Origin of the sequence: Chondrinema litorale, assembly GCF_026250525.1 — a bacterium.
Taxonomy (GTDB): Bacteria; Bacteroidota; Bacteroidia; order Cytophagales; family Flammeovirgaceae; genus Chondrinema; species Chondrinema litorale.
Genome location: NZ_CP111043.1, coordinates 3,303,674 through 3,328,436 on the forward strand (window position 1 = coordinate 3,303,674; position 24,763 = coordinate 3,328,436).

General features: G+C 33.6%; 19 protein-coding genes. 8 read left to right on the top strand and 11 right to left on the bottom strand.

Translation table 11 applies throughout. The annotated features are described in order from the left end of the window. Positions 1-41 precede the first annotated feature (41 nt). Complete coding sequence (locus tag OQ292_RS13600; protein ID WP_284682681.1) at positions 42-962, bottom strand: DUF6089 family protein; 921 nt, start codon at positions 960-962, stop codon at positions 42-44. A gap of 748 nt (positions 963-1,710) precedes the next feature. Here OQ292_RS13600 and OQ292_RS13605 point away from each other — a divergent pair. Continuing rightward, the gene (locus OQ292_RS13605; protein WP_284682682.1) at positions 1,711-2,670 is read left to right on the top strand and encodes a Rossmann-fold NAD(P)-binding domain-containing protein; all 960 of its coding nucleotides are present in this window, start codon (positions 1,711-1,713) and stop codon (positions 2,668-2,670) included. Here OQ292_RS13605 and OQ292_RS13610 read toward each other — a convergent pair whose 3' ends face one another. Continuing rightward, positions 2,671-3,624: an SMP-30/gluconolactonase/LRE family protein gene (locus OQ292_RS13610; RefSeq protein WP_284682683.1), complete on the bottom strand. Its 954-nt coding sequence runs from the start codon at positions 3,622-3,624 to the stop codon at positions 2,671-2,673. It lies immediately after the preceding gene. Positions 3,625-3,697: 73 nt separating this feature from the next. Here OQ292_RS13610 and OQ292_RS13615 point away from each other — a divergent pair, with 73 nt between their 5' ends. Further along, positions 3,698-4,645: an MBL fold metallo-hydrolase gene (locus tag OQ292_RS13615; RefSeq protein WP_284682684.1), complete on the top strand. Its 948-nt coding sequence runs from the start codon at positions 3,698-3,700 to the stop codon at positions 4,643-4,645. Here the strand turns inward: OQ292_RS13615 and OQ292_RS13620 are convergent. The 3 genes from OQ292_RS13620 to OQ292_RS13630 form a co-directional block, all read right to left on the bottom strand. After that, a complete protein-coding gene (locus tag OQ292_RS13620) occupies positions 4,642-5,403 on the bottom strand; it encodes a TerC family protein (protein ID WP_284682685.1) in 762 nt (253 codons plus the stop codon). The genes OQ292_RS13615 and OQ292_RS13620 overlap by 4 nt on opposite strands. A 113-nt stretch (positions 5,404-5,516) precedes the next feature. Further along, positions 5,517-6,248 (bottom strand): MBL fold metallo-hydrolase, encoded by a 732-nt coding sequence (locus OQ292_RS13625; protein ID WP_284682686.1) that lies wholly within the window; start codon positions 6,246-6,248, stop codon positions 5,517-5,519. Beyond that, on the bottom strand, positions 6,230-6,496 hold the full coding sequence (locus OQ292_RS13630; RefSeq protein WP_284682687.1) for a hypothetical protein: 267 nt from the start codon (positions 6,494-6,496) through the stop codon (positions 6,230-6,232). Before OQ292_RS13630 ends, OQ292_RS13625 begins: the two co-directional genes overlap by 19 nt. Before the next feature lie 119 nt (positions 6,497-6,615). Between OQ292_RS13630 and panB the strand changes: the two genes are divergently transcribed. After that, positions 6,616-7,434: a 3-methyl-2-oxobutanoate hydroxymethyltransferase gene (panB, locus tag OQ292_RS13635; RefSeq protein WP_284682688.1), complete on the top strand. Its 819-nt coding sequence runs from the start codon at positions 6,616-6,618 to the stop codon at positions 7,432-7,434. Positions 7,435-7,462: 28 nt separating this feature from the next. On the opposite strand, the gene OQ292_RS13640 is transcribed toward panB, so the two are convergent. The 3 genes from OQ292_RS13640 to OQ292_RS13650 all read right to left on the bottom strand — a co-directional run bounded on the left by OQ292_RS13640 (position 7,463) and on the right by OQ292_RS13650 (position 10,881). After that, positions 7,463-8,989, bottom strand: a complete 1,527-nt coding sequence (locus OQ292_RS13640) for a LysM peptidoglycan-binding domain-containing protein (RefSeq protein WP_284682689.1) — start codon at positions 8,987-8,989, stop codon at positions 7,463-7,465. Positions 8,990-9,106: 117 nt separating this feature from the next. Beyond that, a complete protein-coding gene (gene gatA, locus OQ292_RS13645; RefSeq protein ID WP_284682690.1) occupies positions 9,107-10,552 on the bottom strand; it encodes an Asp-tRNA(Asn)/Glu-tRNA(Gln) amidotransferase subunit GatA in 1,446 nt (481 codons plus the stop codon). A 110-nt stretch (positions 10,553-10,662) separates the two neighbouring features. Beyond that, positions 10,663-10,881: a Sec-independent protein translocase subunit TatA/TatB gene (locus OQ292_RS13650; protein WP_284682691.1), complete on the bottom strand. Its 219-nt coding sequence runs from the start codon at positions 10,879-10,881 to the stop codon at positions 10,663-10,665. Positions 10,882-11,095: 214 nt separating this feature from the next. Here OQ292_RS13650 and OQ292_RS13655 point away from each other — a divergent pair, with 214 nt between their 5' ends. The 4 genes from OQ292_RS13655 (at position 11,096) to OQ292_RS13670 (ending at position 20,230) form a co-directional block, all read left to right on the top strand. Next, the gene (locus OQ292_RS13655) at positions 11,096-12,604 is read left to right on the top strand and encodes an NAD(P)H-hydrate dehydratase (protein WP_284682692.1); all 1,509 of its coding nucleotides are present in this window, start codon (positions 11,096-11,098) and stop codon (positions 12,602-12,604) included. 137 nt (positions 12,605-12,741) lie between these two features. Further along, entirely contained in the window at positions 12,742-13,557 is an 816-nt protein-coding gene (locus OQ292_RS13660; protein ID WP_284682693.1) for a hypothetical protein, read from the top strand. 68 nt (positions 13,558-13,625) lie between these two features. Beyond that, on the top strand, positions 13,626-15,173 hold the full coding sequence (locus tag OQ292_RS13665; RefSeq protein ID WP_284682694.1) for a leucine-rich repeat domain-containing protein: 1,548 nt from the start codon (positions 13,626-13,628) through the stop codon (positions 15,171-15,173). Positions 15,174-15,295: 122 nt separating this feature from the next. Further along, complete coding sequence (locus OQ292_RS13670; RefSeq protein ID WP_284682695.1) at positions 15,296-20,230, top strand: AsmA family protein; 4,935 nt, start codon at positions 15,296-15,298, stop codon at positions 20,228-20,230. Between the two features lie 24 nt (positions 20,231-20,254). Here the strand turns inward: OQ292_RS13670 and OQ292_RS13675 are convergent, their stop codons facing one another. Next, positions 20,255-20,662, bottom strand: coding sequence for a hypothetical protein (locus OQ292_RS13675; protein ID WP_284682696.1), 408 nt, complete (start codon positions 20,660-20,662; stop codon positions 20,255-20,257). 5 nt (positions 20,663-20,667) lie between these two features. Continuing rightward, positions 20,668-21,042, bottom strand: a complete 375-nt coding sequence (locus OQ292_RS13680) for a phage holin family protein (protein ID WP_284682697.1) — start codon at positions 21,040-21,042, stop codon at positions 20,668-20,670. A 137-nt stretch (positions 21,043-21,179) separates the two neighbouring features. Between OQ292_RS13680 and OQ292_RS13685 the strand changes: the two genes are divergently transcribed. Then, positions 21,180-23,255: a GAF domain-containing protein gene (locus tag OQ292_RS13685; protein ID WP_284682698.1), complete on the top strand. Its 2,076-nt coding sequence runs from the start codon at positions 21,180-21,182 to the stop codon at positions 23,253-23,255. 51 nt (positions 23,256-23,306) lie between these two features. On the opposite strand, the gene OQ292_RS13690 is transcribed toward OQ292_RS13685, so the two are convergent. Next, positions 23,307-24,533 (bottom strand): MFS transporter, encoded by a 1,227-nt coding sequence (locus OQ292_RS13690; protein WP_284682699.1) that lies wholly within the window; start codon positions 24,531-24,533, stop codon positions 23,307-23,309. Positions 24,534-24,763: the final 230 nt, after the last annotated feature.

The window sequence follows — 24,763 nt, forward strand, 5'->3', positions numbered from 1 at the left end:
AGGTCTTGAAATTAGCCTCCTTTTTGGTTAAGTAGAAGTAATTATCTACCTCTATATTTTGCAGTATAACGGCTTGTGCCGATTATATAACTGATTTTGAAAGTAGTAGCTAGGTACATATCAGTAGCAGAACCACCTCTACCTTTTCCTGCAAGTTGTTCTGCGGTTTTAGATGTTTGAATTGCACCAGGTTCTCTTAATGCTTCTGTCATCATTGCACGTTCTTCGCTACCTCTGTATGCCATTGCTAATGCTAATTCACTCATCCCCTCGGTATTTTCAGGAATAGTTGCACTTACATCATCTAAATAATCTGTAAATGCATATCTCAACACCATTTCTGCACTAAAGTCTATATTAGGACTGACTTTATATCTAATACCTGCTCCAAGCGGTACTGAAATTGCTATTGGTGAGTAATTTACACCTTCTGTTTGTAAGTTTCTAAGGTTAACCCAAGTTCCTCCAAGGTCGTATGGTGTTTTAGCTTGGGGATTAAAATAAGTAGCTGCAACTCCAATAGTAAAGTATGGGATTGGAATTTTAGGTCTTTTATAGAAATAGCTGTTATTTCTAAATAAATCTATTACTACTGCTCCTGAAACTTCTACCATTCGAGTTCTAAAGTGAAGGTTTCTTGTATATCTACCAGTACCACCTCCTTCACTATCATAAAAATCATTATTGTAATCGTCTCCTGAAATAGCGCCATACATGATACCGTATCGACTAGAGATAAAAGAGCCAACTTTTTTTTCAGCTGTAAATCCTATACCAACTCTCGATTGCTTAAAGTCAATGCTTGCAAATCCAGTAGAAGGAGTGATGTCGCCAAAGTAGTTAAGCATACTTACTGACCCGCCTAAGCTCCAGTATTGTTTTCGGGCATTATATCTTTGTGCATTTGCCCACTGCACAGAAAAAAGTAACAGCAATGCTATTGCAAATCGTAAATTTTTCATTCTAAAAATATTACAGGTTGAAATAATCTTTAAACCAAAAATCCTATTTAAGTAGCTAGTATCAGTTATATCTATTGAAAGTGAACAAATAAAAAGAGCATGCTTTATTGTTTCTATTAATTTTTATTAGTAACTGCTTTTATTATTTTTTATTGAATTACTTAAGCAGGTTGTAAAAAAAAAGATATACAGCTTCTTAAAAACTATGCTGAATAACGTTGCGCATTATTCTATTGTATATAGAAATCATTGTATATAGTATTCCACTTTTTTTTTATCTGAATTAGATTGTAAGAAAAAGCATTGAAAAAGGTTTTTTAATATGGGCTTTTATTACGTTTTACCTTTAAATTCAATAAAATGGAAGATGGATAATTTTAAACATGTTAAATATTTTGATTTTTTGAAGTAAGTATCCTCTTATAAGTAAATAAGGAATTCTAAAAAACGGTATAAGAAATATTTAAGATATCATGTACTATTATTTCTTATAGGAAAAGAATTTTAGTTATATTTATTAGTAAAGCATATTGTTTTCAACCAAAATATTCAAAAATGAAAAATATCTCTCAGGAAAAGACAGATGAATGGATAATAAGAATAGCTACAGTATCGGGTTATTTGTTATCTTTTATCTTAGGGCTTCTATATTTTAACGATCTTATAGAAAACAGTGTGACTCATTAAATATATTTGCTAGTATTAGTTGTTCGGAGTTTTTAAGTTTTATCTTTTGAGTCAAATTATAATGACTAAAATTTTTAATCTGGAAGAAATTAAGGAGGCAGTAAAGCAAATTAACCTTATTTCGGGAATTGAAAATGGATTTATTGCTTTTTCAGAAGGGAAAGTAACTGTACCACCAGTTGGAGAAATGTTATTTGATGAGCCTCCTGGAGAAGTACATATTAAGTATGGTTATGTCGATGAGGATGATGTTTATGTGATTAAAATAGCCTCTGGGTTTTATGATAATCCTGCAATTGGATTATCTTCAGCAAATGGAGTTATGTTAGTTTTTAGCAAAAAAACTGGAGAACTCTTAGCCATATTATTAGATGAAGGCTATCTAACATCTGTAAGAACTGCTGTAGCAGGTGCAATAGTTGCCAAATACCTTGCACCTAAATCAATTGAGAAAATTGGTATAATTGGTACAGGTATCCAAGCGAGACAGCAATTAGAATATCTGGAAAAAGTAACTGACTGTAAAGATGTGTTAGTTTGGGGTAGAAATAAAAAGCATGCAAAAGAGTATGCTGTAGAGATGAATAAAAAAGGATTTAATGTATCAGTAAGTAGTGATACAGCAGATATTGGTCGTAATTGCAATTTAATTATAACCACAACATCTGCAGCCGAACCTGTACTTATTGATAAACATATAAAAAGAGGTACTCATATTACTGCAGTTGGATCTGATACTTCAGAAAAAAATGAGCTAGAATCTTTAATCTTAGCCAAAGCTGATTTAGTTGTGACTGATAGCCTAGAACAATGTAGAAGTAGAGGTGAAATTTTTCAGGCTTGGATTAATGGTCTTATTTCAGATAGTAATGTTGTTGAATTAGGTAATGTAATTAAAGATAAATCATTTCATAGAGCTAATGAAAATCAGTTAACTGTGGCAGATTTAACAGGTGTAGTCATTCAAGATATCCAAATAGCCAAAGCTGTGTATAGATATCTAAATGAGAATTCTAAATAATTAATGGGGCAAAACTATCCCTTTATTTTGGGTTTTAATTTTATAAACATTGCCTCCAGAAGCAACTATTAGTTCATTGCTGTTATTACCAGTAAATGCAACATTAAATGCGGTTTCTGGCATTTGAAAATAATCTATTTTTTCACCTTTAATTGGATCAATAACATATACACCTGTAGTTTCTTTTTCACCAGCAGCTCCATATATTAATCCTGATTGGTCCATACACATACCATCAATTCCTCTATTTGGAGAAAAATCATATATAACTTTATCATTTGAAACTTCACCATCAACAGAAAGATCATATTGATGTAATTGTTGAGTTCCCCGATCAGATACATAAAGTTTACTTTGGTCGGGAGTAATCAATATTCCGTTTGGCCTTTGTAAGTCAGAAATTATTAAAACAACTTCTCCTGACAGATCAATTCTGTAAACTCCACTAACTGGTTGAGATTTTTCGGTTTGTGGTTTTCCATAATAAGGATCAGTAAAATACACTCGCCCTTTTTTGTCAACACAAATGTCATTGGGAGCTATAAATCGATTGCCATTATATATATCGGCAAGTACAGTTACTGAATCTTTGTTTTCTATTCTTACGATTCTTCTTAAAGCAGCACTTGGGGCTTGTGGAAAGTTGTCTGCTCCAGATTGACAAAGCAACATTTTTCCATTGTTATCAAAAGTAATTCCATTAGTAACACCCGCTGGGTGTAAAAATACACTTACATTTCCGGTAGTATCAATCTTACTTATTTTGTTTCCAGGCTGATCTGAAAAATAAATATTTCCTTGTTTGTCTATGGCTGGGCCCTCAGCAAGAGTGCTGTTAGAAGCTAAAAGTTGGAGTTGAAATGTTCTGTCAAATACGCCTTTAGAAGACTGGGTATTACAGCTAGTTAAAGCAATTACTAATGCAATGAATTTGATTTTTAGTAATAGTTTCATGAAATTAAAGTGTATTTATTGATGATCTTGTCAATTAATTCTAGTTCGAAATTTAGTTTAATATTTTTTATAAATGAGGTTTTCCTATTCTTTTCTAGTACTTCTTATTATTTCATACTCATCATGTACTAATAAACAAAAAGATACAAAATCCAAAAATCCATATTTAGTTGTTTTAGGTATTGCCCAAGATGCCGGTTTTCCTCAAGCTGGTTGCAAAAAATCTTGTTGTACAGAAGTATGGAAAGATAACACCAAAAGAAAAATGGTTGCTTGTTTAGGTTTGGTCGATCCACAAACAAATAATTTCTGGATGTTTGATGCCACACCTGATTTCAAAGATCAACTTCATAATATTAATACACTATTAGATAATTCTGAAGATGTACTACCAAGTGGTATTTTTTTGACTCACGCTCATGTTGGTCATTACACAGGCTTAATGGAATTGGGTAGGGAAATAATTGGTACCTCTAAAGTAGATGTTTTTGCTATGCCACGAATGGATAGTTTTATTAGGAACAATGGTCCTTGGTCTCAGTTGGTTACGCTCAATAATATTAAGCTAAATCTTTTAAAATCAGATTCTACTGTTAGCTTAACCGAAAATATTTCAGTTACACCTTTACAAGTTCCTCACAGAGATGAGTTTTCAGAAACCGTAGGATATATAATTGTTGGAAATGCAAAAAAAGCTCTTTTTATTCCAGACATTGATAAATGGAGCAAGTGGGATAGAAGTATTGTTGAAGTAATTAAAGAGGTAGATGTTGCTTATATAGATGGCTCTTTTTATAAAAATGGAGAAGTTGTCGGAAGAGATATGAGTGAAATTCCACACCCATTTATAGAAGAAAGCATGGGTTTATTCAGTAATCTAAAACCTGAGGAAAAAGAAAAGGTACGATTCATACATCTGAATCATACCAATCCTTTACATAATATCAAAAGTGATGAAACTAAAACTATATTGGCAAAAGGTTTCTTTATAGCTAAAGAAGGAGAAAAGGTCGAGCTTTAATTCTTGTCTTTTACAAGGGTATCTTTAATCGTATTTTTCCTCATTTTCATGTTTAATGTTTCTACTATAAAAGCAAATGCCATAGAAAAATACACATATCCTTTTGGTACATGCTCTCCAAAAGCTTCTATTACCAATAAAAAGCCAATTAACACCAAAAAGGAAAGTGCCAGCATTTTAAGAGTAGGGTGCTTTTCTACAAAATTCCCAATACTTTTTGCTGCAAACATCATTATTGAAAGTGAGATAATTACTGCTGCAATCATAATTGCAATCTCCTGAACTAACCCAACAGCTGTTAAAATTGAATCAAAAGAAAAAACAATATCAATTAAAACTATTTGAATAACAGCTTTAACAAGACTCTTTGCTACTACATTACTATCTTCATGTTCTTCACCTTCTAACTTATCATGAATTTCTGCGGTACTTTTACCAATAAGAAATAGTCCTCCGCATAATAATATCAAATCTCTACCACTAAAATCAGGGTCTATATCAACTGCTTCTAAGAATGGTAAACTAAATATTGGGTCTGTTAGTCCGATTATCCAAGTAATTCCCATTAAGAGTAGTATTCTTACACCAAGGGCCATCAGAATGCCAATGTTTCTGGCTTTATCTCTCTTATCTGTAGGCAGTTTACTAGCTATAATGGTGATAAAGATAATGTTATCGATTCCTAAGATTATTTCGAGAATTGTAAGTGTTAGTAGACTTATTAAGCCTTCTGATGTAAGAAAAACTTCAAAATTCATAATTGCATTTGTTCCTTTAGAGAATGATTGAAAAGTTTAGTCTCTATAATAAATTCTGTGCGAAAATATAGAATTCGACTAATTGTCTTATAATTTCTTTTAATAGTAATACATTAGAAATAATACGGCTTTCCGACATCAAGGATATTCAGATCCCCATTTATTTTACCATTTTCATAAGCTTTTTTCAAAACTCTAATAGGCTCACCAGCGGGTTCATCAGATAAATCATAAGTGCCATAATGCATAGGTATAAATTGCTTGCCTTCTAATTCATGAAAACCTTTAATTGCATCTGTTGGGCTAACATGAGATGCTTCCATCATATATTCTGGTTTATAAGCTCCTACAGGCATAAAGCAAATATCCATTGGGCCAATTAATTTATTAATGTCTTTAAAATGAGCAGCATAACCAGTATCTCCAGCAAAGTAGATTTTTTTGTTTTCAAATTCTATTAAAATACTTCCCCATAAAGTTTTATTAAAATCAGCTAAACCTCTTTTATTCCAGTGTTGAGCTGGTAAAAAAGTGATTTTGAAGTTATCAGGAGTATTAAATATTTGATACCAAGCTGCTTCTTGAAAATTATAATCACCTAGTTTTTTTAGTAACTCTCCTTGTTTTAGCGGAAGTAAAAAGTTGACTTGCGGATTATTTTTTAATATTTCTTTTAATGAAGCTACATCATAATGGTCTCTATGAGCATGAGAAAATAAGATGTAGTCCAAATTTTTTATTTCGGAAATAGAAAAAGGCAGTTCATGTCTTCTTTTCATAATTGGTAAATCTTTAAGACATGGATCAGTAAGTAAAAGCTTACCTGCTATTTTAATAGAAAACATGCATGCCCCAACCAAACTACTTGATTATCATCATTCTCAAAAATGCTATTATCCTTAACTACTCTGGGTGAATAATGGTCATTTTTCTTTTCTTCTTTCTGCGGGTTTCTAGAAAGTTGCCACTTAAGAATTGTTGAAAACGAAGGTTGTTTTCTTGGATAATCGCCAATAAACTGACCATTCTCAAATTTATTTCCGGGATAATTTTCTTTAATAAAAGGAAGGTTTTTATTGAATAGATAGGGCATGAGAGTGTTTGATACAAGTTTAATTTAAATGTAAACAGCCTTATGTAAATCCTGTTTCAAAAAGCCTTGAAATTTCTGTAAATAATCCTCAGATTCGCATAAACATAAATAAAAGTCACATGTCAGTTCATAAAGCCAATATTAAAAGAATTACCACCCATATTTTACAGGATATGAAAGATAGGGGAGAAAAAATATCTATGCTTACTGCTTATGATTATTCTATGGCTAAAATTATAGATGTTGCCGGAATAGATATTTTGTTGGTTGGAGATTCTGCTTCTAATGTAATGGCTGGTCACGAAACAACTTTGCCCATCACATTAGATCAAATGATTTACCATGCTTCTTCAGTAATTAGAGCTGTAAAAAGAGCATTTGTAGTGGTAGATATACCTTTTGGTTCTTATCAAGGAAATTCTTCAGAAGCACTTCGCTCTGCCATTAGAATTATGAAAGAGTCTGGGGCACATGCAGTAAAAATCGAGGGAGGAAGCGAAATTAAAGAATCAGTATTAAGAATATTGAGTGCTGGAGTGCCTGTAATGGGACATTTAGGTCTTACACCTCAATCTATTTATAAGTTTGGAACTTATACTGTAAGAGCTAAAGAAGAAGCGGAAGCACAAAAGCTTATTGAAGATGCCTTATTGCTAGAAGAGTGTGGTTGTTTTTCAATTGTTTTAGAAAAAATACCAGCAGCATTAGCCAAGAAAGTATCTGAAGCGGTAAAAATTCCTGTAATTGGTATTGGAGCAGGTAAACATACCGATGGACAAGTTTTGGTATTACACGATGTATTGGGTATTACTAAAGATTTTAATCCTCGTTTCTTGAGAAGATATGCAGATTTGTATTCTATTATGACTGAAGCTGTACAGAATTACATTTCAGATGTAAAAGAAAAAAGCTTTCCAAACGATAAGGAAAGCTATTAAGATTAATCTTTAAAAATAGATATTTTTATTAACCGAGCTTAAGCCTCTGTCCAACTTTTAGTCGGCTAGTTTTGAGGTTATTAAGCTCTTTTATTTTTTCTACAGTTAGGCCTTTATATAAGTTGGAAATACCCCATAATGTGTCTCCTTCTTTTACTACATGTACTTTCCCTTTTGGTAGAGAGGCAGTAACATTACTAGATGTAGTAGTGGTATTTCTTTGAGTAGTATTACTTGCTGTAACTTTTGGTGGGTTTGACCCTTTGCCATAAATTACTAACTTCTGTCCAGGATAAATCTTATTGCTATAAATGTTATTCCAAGCTCTTAGTTGAGATAATCCAACGCCGTTTCTTTGAGCAATTGAGCCTAAAACATCTCCTCTTCTTACAGTGTAGTAATATTTCCCTTCTTTAGAAATACTACCAGAGCCTGAACGGCTAGCATAAACAGGTTTTGGAGGTGCAGTAGCCTTAACTTTAGCTAAAATATTTGTTTGCTTATCAAGGTAAAGACTCAATCTTGCTGCTGGAATATTTATAGGGTAGTTTTTAACTCCGGCAGGTACATAATTGTATTTGAATTTCGGATTCAATGCTAGCAAGTCATCTTCACAAACCATTAGTTCGTCAGCCAGTTTTTTCAAATCAATTGACTGATTTACATAAATAGTTTCTTTTGGAATAGCATAATATGGTTTGTCTTGAATCAAATTGTGGTCATCAGCATATTCCATCACATACATCATAGCAACAAACTGTGGCAGATAAGAGCGAGTTTCTCTTGGAAGTCTTTCATAAATATCCCAAAACTTCACCTTTCCAGTTCTTCTCTGAGCTTTCTTTACATTTCCTTCACCGCAGTTGTAGGCAGCAATTGCTAACTCCCAATCGTTAAACCTGCCATAAAGATATTTTAAATGTTTACAGGCTGCTTCTGTTGCTTGTTCGGGATCTCTTCTTTCATCTACTGTACTAGAAACACTTAAGCCATACATTTTACCAGTGTAATACATAAACTGCCATAAACCAACTGCTCTGGCAACTGATACCGCTTTAGGATCAAGTGCAGATTCTATAATTGATAAGTATTTTAGTTCGTCTGGTAAGCCATGTTCTGCTAACTTCTTTTCGTATAGAGGGAAGTAGATATTTTTCTTTGCCATCATTCTCAGTGTAAATTCTCTTTTTCTTACTGAGAAAAAATCGATAAACAATCTTACTCTTTGGTGATAGTTTAGCTCGATTCCATTTTCAATTTTAGCAAGTCTATCTTGGATAACTTCATCTGATACAGAAGGTATAAAACTGGAATTGTAATCTATCTGCTCTAGATTAAAAGCAGAGGTTGTGTCAAATTTTAACATCCTGCTTACTGCCTCTTCTTCAATTTCTGCTGCTGTCAGATAAGCTTCTTCTTCTTGGAATGGTAATAAATAACCAGGAGGAAGAGCAACTGTAAAAACACTGTCAGATTCTATATACTGGGTGTTTTGAGCAAATGATGAAAAAACTGGTAAAAAAGAAATTAATAAAAAGAGGTATCTTTTAAACATGATTTATTCAAAGATTTTAAACCAAAGAAGTTTAAGTTACGTGAATATATGGTTTAATTATTTGAAATTAAAGTATTGGATATCAAAAGATTAACAATCTAACGAAAAGATTGTATATTATTCTGTGACATTGTAAGATTGAGCAAGATCTTTCTCAAGACTTGCAGCAAATTCAAACAGTTTTTCTTCACTAAATGCTTCTGACATCACTTGTAATCCTATAGGTAAATTATCTGAACTTTTACCCGCAGGAATCGAAATTGCCGGAATTCCGGCCACATTTGCTTGTACTGTAAAGAGGTCGGCAAGGTAATAATCTACCACACTTTCTTTACTATAAGCACCAATTTTAAATGGTGGAGCAGGAGTAGTAGGAAGTACTATAAAATCGTATTCTTCAAAAAGTTCGCTCGTCTTTTCTTTAATGAGCTTTCTTACCTTTTGTGCTTTTGTAAAGTATGCATCGTAATAGCTTGCACTCAATACAAAAGTACCCAACATAATCCTTCTTTTTACTTCTTCACCAAAACCTTCGGAGCGAGATTTTTTATACATCTCTTCCAAAGCTGTAGCAGAAGGAGTTCTATATCCGTAACGTACACCATCAAACCTAGAAAGGTTAGTACTAGCTTCTGCTGTAGTAAGAATGTAATAAGTAGGTAATACATAATCTAGCAAAGGAAAATCGAACATAGTAACCTCATGACCAGCGTCTTTTAACTGGTTAATGGTAGTTTCCATTCGTTCTTTAATTTCAGGATGTAAACCCTTACTTTCTATACTTTCTTTACTATAACCTATTTTCCACTTTTTGCCAGTGTTTGTAACTTTACTGTAAGCGGGAACATCTTTTTGAGAAACAGTTGCATCAAAATCATCTTTTCCTGCAATTACCTCTAATACTAGAGCTGCATCTTCGGTAGTATGAGAAAGAATACCGATTGTATCAAATGATGATGCATAAGCTATTAACCCATGTCTAGAAATTCTTGAATAAGTTGGTTTAGTACCTACAACGCCACAAAAAGCAGCTGGCTGCCTAACCGAACCACCTGTATCAGAACCTAAAGAAACTAAACACATGTTAGCGGCCACAGCTACTGCCGAAGCACCTGAAGAACCTCCAGGAACAAGGTTGTCACCATGAGGGTTAATTGTTGGTCCGAAAGCAGAGTTTTCGTTTGAAGAGCCCATCGCGAACTCATCACAGTTTTGTCTGCCTATTATAATAGCGTCTTCTGCAAGTGCTTTCTCTACTGCTGTTGAGCTAAATTTTGAAACAAACCCATCTAGAATTTTACTGGAAGCCTGTAAAGAATGGTCTTTATAACAGATTACATCTTTTAAGCCTATTACCATACCTGCAAGTTTACCTGCAGTTCCAGACTTTATTTTTTGATCGATCTCTTTTGCTCTGCTAAGGGCTTCAGTATCGAAAGTTTCTAGAAATACATTCAGGTTTTTTTGACTGGCAATGTTTTTTAAATAATGCTTTACCAGTTCTACACAGGTAACTTCTCCAGCCTGCAGCGCGTCTCGGGTTTCTTTATAAGAAGAGTACAATGAGTGATAATTTTAAAAAAGCCGAAAGTAATTGAGTACTTTCGGCTAATTACCAAAAAATATTTTCAGATAAAATCTTTCTAAAAGTAGATCAGTTTAAGCGACTATAATTAGTCGTTTACACTTTTCTTAATTGATTTAGATTCTTCGTCTATTTCGTCTTTTATCTCCTTGGTGGCATCCTTAAATTCTCTAATACCTCTTCCAAGGCCTCTTGCGAGTTCAGGGATTTTTTTCGCACCGAATAACAACAGGACAACGAAGATAATGATAAACATTTCCCATCCCCCTGGCATTCCAAATAATAATACTGCTGAAATTGTGCTCATAATATTGATAAATTTAAATACAAGTACCGAAGCTTGTTGCAATACTTCTTAAAAAGTCATCCTCTTTTGGCCGAAAGTAATATATCATTCCGAAGACAACATTTACTACAAAGATAAAAATAAGTACAAATTATTGAAACTAATAACTTGCGGCTTTTTATTGTTGAATTTTTAACTTACTTAACAATTCCGCCAAAATTTGATTCATATAATTATGAAGATTTTAAGTGCTAAACAAACTCGTTTTCTAGATAATTATACCATAGAACATGAACCCATTCTATCTATTGACTTAATGGAAAGAGCTTCAGAAAGGTTCACTAATTGGCTTATTAAAAAATATAATTTAACAGAAAAATCCCAAAGAAAAATAAGGATTTTTGCCGGAGTTGGCAATAATGGTGGAGATGGTTTAGCAGTAGCAAGAATGCTTCTTCAGTGGAGTATAAACGCAGAAACTTTTATTGTAAGGTTTTCTGATAAGGCTTCTGAAGATTTTAAAACAAACGAAGCTCGATTAGGCAAAATCGATGAGCCTATGAGTATTTATACAATAGGAGGTATTCCAGATTTACATAAAGATGATTTAATAATTGATGCCATTTTTGGTTCAGGACTTTCTCGCCCTTTAAAAGGAATTGCCGCTGATGTAGTAAGTAAAATTAATGCAAGTGAAGCGACTGTGGTCTCAATAGATATACCATCTGGACTGTATTGTGATGATATAAATGATGATGAAATAAAGATAGAGGCTGATGAGGTTTTGAGTTTTCAGTTACCTAAACTAGCCTTTTTACTTGTTGAAAATGAAAGGTATATTAAAAATTGGGAGCTTACAGATATTGGTTTGTTAGCAGAAGGAATTGAAAAAACAGAGTCTAATTATTATTATCTCAATAAAGAATTTATCGCCTCTAAATTTAAATCGAGAGGCAGGTTTTCTCATAAAGGTACTTATGGGCATTTACTAATAATGGCTGGAAGTAAAGGGAAATTTGGTGCTGCTCAACTTTCAATTAAAGCTGCTCTAAAAAGCGGTGCCGGATTGTTAACCGCTTTTGTTCCTGCTTGTGCTTTTGAAATTATTCAAATTGCCATTCCCGAAGCTATGTGTCTTACAGATATTCATCAAGAAGTGCTTACCGAGGTTCCAGATATAGAAAGTTACAAAGCATTAGCCATAGGGCCGGGAATTGGAACGAGTATGCAAACTAGGAAAATGATGAAAACTTTGCTAGAGAAACTAGAAAGACCCTCTGTTTTCGATGCGGATGCATTAAATATTCTAGCAAAAGAACCTGATTTATTAAAAAAACTACCGGCAAATAGCATTCTTACACCACATCCAAAAGAGTTTGAGCGATTAGCAGGAAAAAGTAAAAATAGCCTCGAACAGATTCAAAAACTTCAAAAATTTTGTGAAGAAAATCAGGTGGTTACGGTGTTAAAAGGTGCATATACTGCCATTTGTAATACTGATGGAACTGTATATTTCAATAGCACAGGTAATCCGGGAATGGCTACTGGTGGTTCTGGTGATGTGCTTACAGGAATTATTGCTGCCTTACTTTCAAGTGGTTACGAACCTTATGATGCTGCAAGAATCGGAGTGTACTTGCATGGCATGGCAGGCGATTTTGCGGCAAAAGAATTAAGCATGACAGCGATGAGTGCCGGAGATATTATCGCGAATCTTGGTAAGGCATATCTCGAATTCGAATAATGCTATATATTTGCTCTGCATTTAATTTTGAATAGGCTTTTTCAATTGTTTGAACCAGCTTTTTATAGTTGATGTTGAAAAATATTCAGATTTCAATTTTTTGCGAAAAGAATATATAATTTCCCAATATGCCGCTAGTGAAAAACATACATAAACTTTCTCTTCAAGTTCTTAGAACTCTTGTAATTATCGGTTTTAGCTTTTCTTGTGTACCTGATGACGATGAGGCTCCAATTATAGAAGCAGATAGTTTCCAATTACTGGCCTATAACTCAGTTACAGAGGAATTTGATATTGAAATTAATGAAGATATTCCACTTGTAATTCCGGGTAGTTTTGTAATTAAAGGAACGTTTAGTGACAATGTGCAACTCAACGGGATGCTCGCCACTGTTGAACCTGTAAATATTGAAAATAATACTTCTGATATTTTATATAGTATTTACCCATGGGAAGAAGATCAATTTGAAATAGCTCTAAAAGGAACGTCAACAGAAGTTTTTAGAGAAATAGATTTGCCAACTTCTGCTCAAAGTGGATTGTACAACTTTTCTCTAGTATTATACGATGAGCTAAATAACATTTCAGAAGAATTAAATTCCTCTTTTAGGATTGAAAATAATAGTCCGCTAATCGCTTTAAATGAGCCAAATGAGGATTTTATTGAAATGACTACAGGCGAAATATTAACTGTTTTAGGTGAAGTAACAAGTGATCATGTACTTGATACTGTAATTGTGAGAGTTGGAGTGGGAGATTATTTTGCAACAGAAATATATGCGTTTGATGTAGATAATACAGGAGAAGGATTAGAAGAAACTCAACAATTTGAAATTAATACGTCTTTTGAATTAGATACTTTAATTGGGGTTGGTAGAAGATATTTGAGAATTTATGCAAAAGACATTGAGTCTAATGAAGGTGAATTGGAAGTTACGCTGCAAATTGAGTAAGAAAAATTAATTGAAAAATGGCATAACTAAAATATTAGTTATATTTGATTTCTTTCAATTACATTTTTATGAAATACCTATTTTTTTTAGCGCTATCCATTTTATTTTTTTCTAAAGCAGAAGCTCAGCATTACAGAAAACAAAAGAACAGCGAAGTAAAAAGCTATAAAGCAAAAGCAGATTCTATTCTTTTTTATCTACAGGCTAGAAGAGATTCTTTAATCAATGCAAGAGAAAATAAAGAAGTAGATTCAGTTAGAGAAGAGCTTGCAAAGCAACAAAGAGCAAAGTATTTGGCAGGTATGGCGCGTAGAGATTCTATTAATCAAATAGAAAATGCTTTGGTACTCCAAAATAATCAAGCTGATACAGTTGATGAACTTCATTTGAGAAGTGCAGCTTATACTGCTTATCCAAAAGAAATATCAAACTTTAAGCAAATTAAAAGTCTTGATTTAAGAAGTAATCAGTTACAAGATTTTGATTCAATTCTATTGAGCTTAGCAACGCTTAAACATCTCAATCTTTCAGGGAATAAACTAGGCGAAAATTCTGAGCTTACAATGCCAGAATTAAAGCAAATAACAGAGTTAGAGTTGGATGCAAACGATCTTAAGACAGTTCCAAATGGTATAGAAAATCTGGGTAAACTTGAAGATCTTTCTTTAAGTAGAAATCTTTTAGAGAATGATCAGTCAAGACTAAAATTCAAAAAAAATACAAGTATTAAAAAACTTGATTTAAGTAGAAATGAGCTCAGTCGTTTTCCCAAAAAAGTGAAGAAACTGAAAAATCTGGAAGAACTTAATTTGAGTGGAAATGATATAAAAGATTTAAAAGGACTTAAAAGACTAAAAAAGTTAAAAGTGCTTAATCTGAGTTATAATAAAGTTTTTATTAAGCCTAACGATTTTAAAAAGCTCAAAAACTTAGAAACGCTCACACTAAGATCATGTAATTTGGTGTATGTGCCTGAGTCAATAGCTTTGCTCCAAAACCTAAAAAAACTAGTAGTACCAGAAAATCATTTAGAAGATTTACCCGAAAGCTTAAAGCAGCTCGATAGTTTGCAAAGCCTGATGTTATACAAAAATGATATGCAGGTTTTTCCAAGAGTAGTATTGGAGCTAGAAAACCTCATTTGGTTAGATATTTACTACAACCATTTAAAAGAAGTGCCCTCTGAAATTGCCAACTTAAACAAGCTAGAAGTACTATATCTCTCTTATAATCAATTAGACAGATTGCCAGTGAGCATAGCGAATATGCCTGAGTTAAAAGAGTTATATGCCCACAATAATAGAATAGTTACATTACCAGAAGACTTTGCCAAGCTAAATCAACTAAAATATTTGCATTTGCAGAACAACTTGCTAGCGAAGTTTCCCGGTTTTATACTAAAATTAGAAAATCTCAAAGAATTAAATATTGCCCACAACCAAATTGTTGCATTTCCGACAGAGATACTCGATCTCAATCAGTTAACCTTGTTAGCCGTGAATGGTAACCCATACGAAAATGGAAGTAAAGAAAGAGATATCTTACTTCAAATTCTGGAAAAACTACAAAAAAGAGGAGTAATTGTTAGATTTGACCTCAACGGCAAAGAATATTGACAGAATAGGATTTTAAAGAGGCAAATTTGGATGTAATTATGAGCTTTGTGCTGATAATTGCTATTATTGTACTTTTGATTTCCCAAACAAGAGAATAGGTAGGCTAAACACTAAAATTTTATATGAGTGAGCTTGATAATGAACACTCAGACATACAAAATAATAATCAGGGAGATACTCAGAAAACAGAAAAGAAATCGGCTAGTAAAAACAAAAGACTGCGCTGGTTTAGTAGTTTTCTAGGTGTGTTATTGATTATTGCTGTCAGCCTGCAACTTATCTTTAAATATTATTCAGACGACATTATAAAGAGACTGCTCAAAGAAGTGGTTGCGCTCAAAAGTGACGGTTTATACCAACTTGATTTTGAAAAAGGCAGTTTTTCTCTATTCACTCAGGAGTTTAACATCAATAATTTAACATTTAAGCTTAACGAACAGCGGCTTGAGCAACTTAGAGTACGCGGTAAAGAATACAAGTTACTTTACGAGTTAAGTATTCCTGAAATTGAGATGAAAGCCGGTTCTTTAAAAGATATCTGGTTTAAAAAAACATGGCGAATTGAAGATTTTCACATCATAAATCCTAATGTAAAGTTAAAAGCAGATACACAAGTTGCTCGTAATACAGAGCAAGCAAAAAATACAAACGATCTCTTTTTTCTAATTTCTGGCTACCTCAACCTTTTTAGAGTTGAGCATTTTATTCTAGAGCATGCCAATATTAGTTATACAGATACATCTGAAGTTGAATATGCTTTAAATGATATTAATCTGGAAATCAATGGGTTTCAGGTAGACTCAACGTCACAGTTGATTGATGGTAAACCTTTCTATGTAGATGACATCCATTGCACTTTGGGTAAAAACGAAATGAAACTGCAAAAGCAGGGCTATCAAATTAATTTTGAAAAGTTACAAGCTTCAGTTTCTGGCGAAAAACTGTACTTGCAAGGCTTAAAAGTTTTACCACTAGATCAAGATTCTCTGCTCAATCGAACTATGAATTTTCATTTGGCAGAGCTAACTATGGGAGGTCTTGACTATAGTAGGGCATATTTCGATTCGGTTATAATTGCCAAAAGTATCTTAATTAATAAGCCTGTTATAGATGCGCGGGTTGTTAAAACTAACAATCAGAGCGATGCAAATAATGCTGCTTTAACCTATGAAAGTATAGGTAAATTTATAAAGTCTGTTACGGTCGGAGAAGTAAATTTCGATAGTGCCTCTTTGTATTTTAATATTCCAGGAATGGATATAGAGGTAGAAAACTTTTCTTTAAACCTAGATAATGTTTGGTTTGACGAAGACTCTTGGGCAGATAGAAAAGACCGATTTTTTGCTGATGACTTTGAGCTTTTACTACGAAATTATGTTGCCGATTTACCAGATCGCATACATCGTTTGCAAGCTTTAGAAATGGGTATTTCTAGCAATAGAAGATATGCCTATTGCAACAATGTGTTAATCTCTCCAAGAAATGAGGGAATTACAACTAAAGAACTTAACAAGCTTGGCAAAGATAAATTAATGAATTTCTACCTATCCAGGGTAGAGTTTACGGGTTTAGATATTTGGAATGCCTACCTCAATAAAACTTTAAATGTTAGTACATTTCGAGTAAACAGACCAAGATTAGAAGTAAATCACTTTGTGAATCTTGCAAAAAGAATTGCACTTCAAAACAAATTAGACTCAATACAAAAAATTAAGCTTGAAACATTTCCAGATACTATTGCCACGCAAGAAATTTTCGACTTAGACTCAACTGCAATAGAAGAACTGGTGCCAGAAACGATAGATAGTGTAGTAATCGTGTCGGATAGTTTGGTGCTTGCAGAAGTTAAAGAAATACAAGAGCGATTTCCTGGTGCTAATGATGTCCCGATAACAGAAGGAGATACCACATTAAAAAATGTATCATTTACAACTTACCTGTTCGACTATTACGATTCTCTAGAACAGCTAACAGAAGACTCTCTAAGACTTCTTACTGTTCAAGATTCATTACAAAAAATAGATCGAGATTCCCTAATTAAAGAAGAAGTTTACCAACAAGTAAAATCAGTTTTTAGATATGTAAATATCAATACAGTTGATATTAATGAGGCTCATTTTAATTACGCTGAGTGCCAGTCAGATACAGTCGATAGAATCTTAATGGAAGATACTTTTGTAGATCTGGAAAAATTTCGCTTATCGCCAGATTTACATTCAGATAGTTCTGCCATTTTCTTTTCTCAAAAAGTAGAAATCAGATCTAAAAAACTGGCTTATTATTTACCAGATAGTATTCACTATGTGGCAATAAACGACTTGGTAATTTCTAGTGAAGATTCTTTGATAAAAGCAGGAGAAACTTGGTATACACCTGCAAATAGGAACAGAAATTTTATAGTAGATAATATCGATGATGTTAAAACCATTTTCGATATCAGATTAAAAGGTTTTGAGTTAGGCGGACTCAATTTTAATGAAATGGCTAGGGACCAGAAATATGAGATAGACTATTTCAATATAGAAAAGCCTAATATTTTCCACTTTGTTTCTTCTAAAAATAAGCAAGATTCTGCCTTAGCGAAACAAGAGATCAATCCGAGCGAAATTATTGAGCTTAATGAAGAAAACCTTTATAAGTGGAAACCCAAGCTGCACGATTATATTCAAAAATTTAATATCGCTGCGGTATCTGTATCAGATGGTTTTTATTCACTGGCAAGAGTTACAGAAAGAACCAGAGAAGTTATAAGCGCGCGAAACATAGAGATTTGTGTAAAGGATTTTGAGTTAGATAGTACTGAATTACTTGCAGACCATGTATTGCCGTTAACAGGTGATGTAGAAGTACTCGCGCAAAATTACTTTATCAATTTGCCAGATAGTATCCATATTCTTGAAGCTAAAAGTTTAGGGATTTCTATGTCTTCCGAGTCATTCTATGTGTATAACATTTTGATTCAGCCATCTGCAATTGGCAGGCGAGATAAAGATGCCAACAAATACAACATGGCGATACCAGAGTTTAGGCTAGATGGTGTTGATTGGGAAAGACTTTATATCGATAAAGAGTTATATGTAAGAGAATTGCTGGTGAATAATCCGGTAATGGATTTAAAAACCATGCAGAAACAAGCTGGTGCAGGTGAAAAGATAGACGACTCTGAGCAGGTAGCAGAAAATAAACCAGCATTTAAACCCGAAATGCTATACAACGCTGCATTAAAGGTTTTTAAAGTAGTTGAGATTAAAAGGATGAATTTGAACCAGGGCAACTTAAACTGGGAGCAAATTGCAGGTAATAGTATTAATCAAAATGTAAAAACAAACCGACTAGATATTGCATTAAGTGATTTTAGAATAGATTCTCTAGAAGGCATTCGTGACGATCGCTTTTTATTCTCTACAGATGTACAAGTAAATATTAAAAACTATATCCACAGGCTTCCAGATAAGTGGCATTCTATTCGAGCTAGCGAAATAGGTTACTCATCTTCTGCACAGGAGTTTTACGGCACATTTGTGCACTATGCACCAAAAAACTGGGCAGATTTTAATTTTATGGAGGCAAATCCAGAGCGTAAAAACCTAATGGATATTTATACTCCAGAATTCACGCTAGAAGGCTTTGACCTAGGTAAAGTTTTATTTGAAAATTCGCTTAAAGTTGAGGATATCACGCTAGAGAAACCAAAATTTAGAGTAGTACTACATCCAAATGGCGAAGCTCCACCACCAGAAAAAAGGTTTAGCACAATTAAGCTAGATAGTACTTTAAATAAGATTTTTGATGGAATTGAAATAGGAAACTTTGAGTTTGAAGATGCTGAGATAGAAATAGGAATACATCCACAGGGTAAGGAAAGTACTTACTTTAATTTCGACAGATTATTTACCAACATTACAAACCTTAATACACTGGTAGAAGATGAAGGCTACACTAGGTTTATGCTTTCAGATGATATTCATATTGGTTTAAACGATTATGCGCTAGATATGCCAGATAGTATTTATCAGTTTAAAGCCAGTGAATTGGGAATAAGTACTGGTAGAAATCTGGTGTATGTAAACAATCTTGATTTTAAACCAAAAATTGCAAAAAATACCATTGCCGAGCTTTTTGGTCACGAAATAGACTGGATGCACTTTAAGGTAAATCGAATAGAATTAGAAAACTTTAAGTTTGATGATTTTCTTTCTAAAGATGCGATAGTTGCAGACCAGTTTAATATAGACAGGCTAGATGCTTATGTCTACAGAGATAAAAGACCGCCAGAGAGATTCGGACACAGACCGCAAATGCCTCAACAGTTTTTGCGAAATATGCAAACCTATGTAAAGCTCGATACAGTAAACCTTTATAACTCTAAGCTTACTTATGAAGAGCTGGCATCAGACGGTAAAGCACCAGGGCAATTATATTTTGAGAACTTGAATGCTTATGCTTTCAACATTACGAATGATACAGCTCTAATTAACAATGGAGCCGCAGTTCAGTTATTTACCAATGCATTTTTAATGGGTGAGGGAAGGATAGAAGCTGCCTTTTTAATTCCGATAGCCAACGAAAATAATAGTTTTACTTTTCAGGGTTCGTTGGAGCCAATGGATTTGAGAGCAATTAATCCAATGCTCGAAAATGTAGCTGGCCTCAAAGTAAATTCTGGTATGCTAAGAAGACTTTCTTTCGAGGTACAAGCCGATGAAGAATATGCAGATGGTATAATGAGGTTTTACTACAAAGATTTAAATGTAGCTTTACTTAAAAGAGATGCAAAACCTAAGAAAGAAGGTAAAATAAAGAGTTTGCTTACCATGTTTGCCAACGTGCTTGTAAAGTCTAAGAACCCGCGTTTCCTTTTCTTAAAAAGAGGTAAAATTTATGCTGAAAGAGATAAAAGTAAATCTATCTTTAATTATTGGGCTAAAACGCTACTTAGTGGTGTAAAACACAGTGTTGGGTTCAGCAACGAAAAACCTCCAAAAGACAGAAGGAAAACTGTTTTCCAGTTCTGGAAAAAAAGACGTAAAGATTTTAGACGAAAAAAAGAGCGCTAGAACAACGTACCAAATCCACTAACATTAATCTTCAGTTTCTACTTCGCTATCGTCTTTTTTATTCTTAATTGCCTCTATTACCTCTGTTAAAGTTTGGCGAGCCAGTGCAAGTAAAAATGTAGCTATATATTCTTTTATCGATTTAATTATAAAAGATTCTTTTTTAGGTCTGGTATCTACCGGAGGGTGTTCAGCATCTCTGTATTCTATATGCCTTTCAGGTTCTGGGTGGTAGTGTGTTTTCCTAAACCTGATAATTAAATCTAGAATGCTATAAGCTGCTACAAGCACACCGCCAATTACCAATACTTTTTTTCCTTTACTTTCTACATTGTCATATATATCATTTACATTATCTCTAATGTGTTTTTGATATACTTTTGCCTGATCGAGTAAAACCTGTTTTCTGTCTGAAGTATCTATTTTATTCAAAAGTCTCAGTCGTTTTTATTTGTTCTTTCTGAAATTACCAGATCAATTCTGGCTTTTATATTCTTGCGTTGCGAGATAATTAATATTAAAAATGCTATATACAATAGGGAAACTACAAAATAGCCCAGAAAGTTAATTCCGCTTAGGTTGTTAATAACCACTGCCACTGCCAGACTAAAAAAGAAAATTGCAAATGATAAAAAGAAAATAAGAACAGTAGCCAGAATAATGTATGTAAGACTATGTGCAATGCCATTTTTAATTTCGAGTTGGGCGAGAGCCACATAAGTTTCAATCATCCCGGTAATATTATCAATCAGATTATCAATGGCTTTGTTACTGCTTGCAGTTTTCGGTTCGTGTTCGCTACCACTACTCATAGTTTAATTTTCCCTGTTTAAATATCACAATTTTTTGGTGTGCTATCCATTATATAATAATAAATTTCACGCGGCAAATATTCAAATTATCTCTGTAAGGCACAAAGATGCCTTACTTTAAATAAAGGTATTTTTTTATGACCTTTCCAAATATAAACAGGGTATTTTTTATAAACCTGAATTCATTGCTCAGTAGAGTTGGTATAATTATCACATTGTTAATTGTTACCAGCATCGCTTTTATTTCGCTTTTTGTGCTTTCTTTTAAAGAGGCGGGCAAAAGGTATGAACAGGTAATTAGCAACTCTTTACCCGCCGAAAAACTATGTAGCCAGATTGAAGTTTACCTTGCCAAAAGTGTTGGTACCTTAGATAACTTTCTGCTTACAGGAGATAATGATTTTAAGCTGAAGCGGGATGTTATATGGAATGGCCATATACCTGCCGCATTAAACAAACTGCTCTATTACACCCAACAGTGGGAAAACAAGAATGCGGTTTCTTATGTCTACGATCTGGAAATAAAAGCCAATAGGATAAAAGCAGAAGAAGCTCTTATCGAAAAAACCTATCCTTCAATTTATAACTTAACCTACGAAAAGTTAACAGATCGCAAAATTGCCATAAACCAGTTAGACATACTTTCAGATGAAGTTCTCTTATTACTAGACAGGCTCATTAAAATTAAAGATGCAGAAATTGCACTTGCCAGAGAACAATATATACAAGTATATCAGCAGCTAATTATATTGAGTATTTTAAGTGCATTTGTATTAATTTTTATAGGTATAGTTAGCCTAAAAAAATACAATTCAGTTCTAGAAAAGCGGATTACTACATTATCTAGAACATTGCATAAAATCGCTTCTGGTGAACCAACCCAAAAGCTAGAATCACATAATGATGAACTAAAACCGCTTAGAGATTCTATTAACAATATAGTAGATGAAATGAGTATGTTATGCAAGTTTATTACCGAAGCAAGCAAGGGCAATTATAATATAGAAGAAGTCGCGTTTAACAAATATGGTAAGTTAGGAGATGCCGCAGATTCATTAAAAAAGAATTTAAATAAAGTTGCAGACGATACTCAAACAAGAGCTTGGATTACAGAAGGTATTGGCTACTTTTCTGACATTTTAAGGGAAAAAAGTGAGAATATTACCAGTTTGTCAGAAGCTATTATTGTTAACCTTGTAAAGTATCTGGATGCAGTGCAGGGCGCAATATATTTATTGGAGAAGAATTATGATGGTGATGAATTAATACTTAAGGCAAAATATGCTTATGATAATTTGCGCTATCAGGAAGGTAAAATTAAGATAGGAGAAGGTCTTTTGGGCGAGGCATTTAGAGAAAAAAGGATGGTGTATCTAGAAAAAATCCCCAAAGATTATTTACACATTACCTCTGGCTTAGGCGATGGTTTGCCTCAAACATTATTAATTATGCCGCTTACAGCCAACGATAATACTAATGGAATGCTAGAGATTTCATCTTTCCATAAGTTAAAAGATTTTCAGATAGAGTTTGTGCAAAAACTTTGTGAGAGTATTTCTTCTACCATTATGCATACTGAGAATAGTATTCGCACAAAAGAACTGTTGATAGAGGCGAACGAAAATGCAGAAAAATTACAGGCTCAAGAAGAAGAAATGCGCCAAAATATGGAAGAGCTCTTGGCAACACAAGAAGAACTTAACAGGCAGAAAAAAGAAACAGAGTCTTATCTAGAAGCTTTTCAGAATAGCTATAACTTCGAGATTAATACAGATGGCTATGTGATTAATATGAGTGATGCGCTCCGACTAGAAGTGGGCATGCTTAAAACAGAAGTAACTGGTAAACACATCAGTAAATTCTTTCAGCATTTCAATCTAACTAAGATCATAGAAAACATCAAAGACCAAAGCGTTTACATCGATAGGTTTGAATTTTTAAATACAGAGCGAAAATTAATTTACTTGAAAGTCCACTTTCTGCCTGTGCAGGGAAATCAAAATGAGTTAGCTTCTGTATTATGTTATTGTTTCGATATAAGCAATGAAGTAAATCAAATAGAAAGCGGGATAAGCAAATCAAAAACGATGTTGAAAGAACATCAGGAAATTGTGCAGAAGATGGAAGTAAGAATTGAAAAAATGAGAAAGCGAAGTGAGCACAACGAAACTTTACTGAAAGAGCATATTAAAAAACTGGGTGGTGGTATATAAAAAAAGCTGGCGGTGAGCCAGCTTTTTCATTAAAATTGAATCTTATCTTAATTATGCAGTTTGAGTAGCTGCAACTTCTTTTTTCTTCTTCATTCTTATATAAAAGAATAGTCCGGCAAATGCCACAATTAAAATGGCAGGTAAAATTGTAATATTACTCAGCGTTTCTTGTCCTGCAAAGAGTTCTGCGGCTTGGCCATCTAGTCCTAAAGCTTTAGCTTGTTCTCTGTTACTATCTAACCAGCTTCCTATAATTGGTTGGAAAACAGAAGTCGCAAACATACCAGCTCCACCCATAATAGACATACCAAATGCACCTGATTTAGGAATATACTCTGCAATAAAGCCAATCATTGTAGGCCAGAAATAACATACTCCAATTGCAAATACAATAGCTGCTACATAGGTCATATTTCCTTCGGCAATGCTTAATAGATATATGCCTATAAATGCAATTACAGAAGATGCTAGTAACAAACCGGTAGGATTTAACTTATGTACAATCGGGCCGGCAAAGAACCTTCCTACAGCCATTAAACCCGTTACAAGTGCTAATACTAATAAAGGCTCTGCACCAGCATTACCTAACAAACGCTCAACCCATTGTGTGGTTCCAAGCTCACTAGTAGCTGTTAAAAACATGCATAAGATCATAAATATGTATAGTGGACTCATCATGGCTTTAAGGTTAGTAGCAGATGAGGTAGAAATATCGCTCACATGGCTTGGGAATTTTTGTCCAAAGAAGATGATGCCATAAATTAATGTAGGAATAAGCATTACACCAATTTGAGATTGCCAGCTCATATCAGACATTACCTGAGAAACCAAGCTACCTATTACGATACCACCAGGAAACCAAACGTGGAAACGGTTTAGCATAGTAGTTTTCTTTTCTGGGAACATGTCGGCAATAAGTGGGTTAAAGGCTGCTTCTACCATACCATTTGCAAAGCCAACAAAGAAAGTAGAAACAAATAATCCCCAAAATCCTTGAGAAAGCATGGTTAAACCCAAGCCGATTATATGACTAAAAAATGCTATATATCCTATTTTTTTTGGTCCGAGGGTGTTGTAAAGTGGACCTCCAATTATCATGGCTATTGGAAAGCCAAGGAATGCCATTGATGTAATGTAGCCTAGTTCTGTATCTGATAGCTCAAATTCTACTCCTAGTTTTTCTAAGATGCCTGCTCTTATTGCAAAGGTCATTGCGGTTACAATAAGCGCAGTACAGCTTCCCAGGAATAGCCTGGAGCGATTAATTTTCATTTCCATAGTTAAAATCGATTTGTTGTTATTCTAAATTTATAATTTCTAAATCTAAATATTCTGAAATTAATAGTAAAAAAAATAATGTTAAATGTACTTACATAGGAAGGCATTAAGCCTAATTTAAGTTACAAAATTTCGGATAAGTTATATGCAGATTCAGAGAAAATTTACAATGATTTTCTAAAAAAACTTATACTTTTATAGATAGCCGAAAACTTTAAAAATCTTAAATG

Excerpts from the sequence above, each read along its gene's own strand:
- panB (WP_284682688.1), top strand. The coding sequence starts at position 6,616 with ATGTCAGTTCATAAAGCCAATATTAAAAGAATTACCACCCATATTTTA.
- OQ292_RS13610 (WP_284682683.1), bottom strand. The coding sequence starts at position 3,624 with ATGAAACTATTACTAAAAATCAAATTCATTGCATTAGTAATTGCTTTA.
- OQ292_RS13630 (WP_284682687.1), bottom strand. The coding sequence starts at position 6,496 with ATGCCCTATCTATTCAATAAAAACCTTCCTTTTATTAAAGAAAATTAT.
- OQ292_RS13600 (WP_284682681.1), bottom strand. The coding sequence starts at position 962 with ATGAAAAATTTACGATTTGCAATAGCATTGCTGTTACTTTTTTCTGTG.
- OQ292_RS13655 (WP_284682692.1), top strand. The coding sequence starts at position 11,096 with ATGAAGATTTTAAGTGCTAAACAAACTCGTTTTCTAGATAATTATACC.
- OQ292_RS13625 (WP_284682686.1), bottom strand. The coding sequence starts at position 6,248 with ATGTTTTCTATTAAAATAGCAGGTAAGCTTTTACTTACTGATCCATGT.
- OQ292_RS13620 (WP_284682685.1), bottom strand. The coding sequence starts at position 5,403 with ATGAATTTTGAAGTTTTTCTTACATCAGAAGGCTTAATAAGTCTACTA.
- OQ292_RS13685 (WP_284682698.1), top strand. The coding sequence starts at position 21,180 with ATGACCTTTCCAAATATAAACAGGGTATTTTTTATAAACCTGAATTCA.
- OQ292_RS13650 (WP_284682691.1), bottom strand. The coding sequence starts at position 10,881 with ATGAGCACAATTTCAGCAGTATTATTATTTGGAATGCCAGGGGGATGG.
- OQ292_RS13605 (WP_284682682.1), top strand. The coding sequence starts at position 1,711 with ATGACTAAAATTTTTAATCTGGAAGAAATTAAGGAGGCAGTAAAGCAA.
- OQ292_RS13680 (WP_284682697.1), bottom strand. The coding sequence starts at position 21,042 with ATGAGTAGTGGTAGCGAACACGAACCGAAAACTGCAAGCAGTAACAAA.
- OQ292_RS13615 (WP_284682684.1), top strand. The coding sequence starts at position 3,698 with ATGAGGTTTTCCTATTCTTTTCTAGTACTTCTTATTATTTCATACTCA.
- OQ292_RS13690 (WP_284682699.1), bottom strand. The coding sequence starts at position 24,533 with ATGGAAATGAAAATTAATCGCTCCAGGCTATTCCTGGGAAGCTGTACT.
- OQ292_RS13670 (WP_284682695.1), top strand. The coding sequence starts at position 15,296 with ATGAGTGAGCTTGATAATGAACACTCAGACATACAAAATAATAATCAG.
- OQ292_RS13640 (WP_284682689.1), bottom strand. The coding sequence starts at position 8,989 with ATGTTTAAAAGATACCTCTTTTTATTAATTTCTTTTTTACCAGTTTTT.
- OQ292_RS13665 (WP_284682694.1), top strand. The coding sequence starts at position 13,626 with ATGAAATACCTATTTTTTTTAGCGCTATCCATTTTATTTTTTTCTAAA.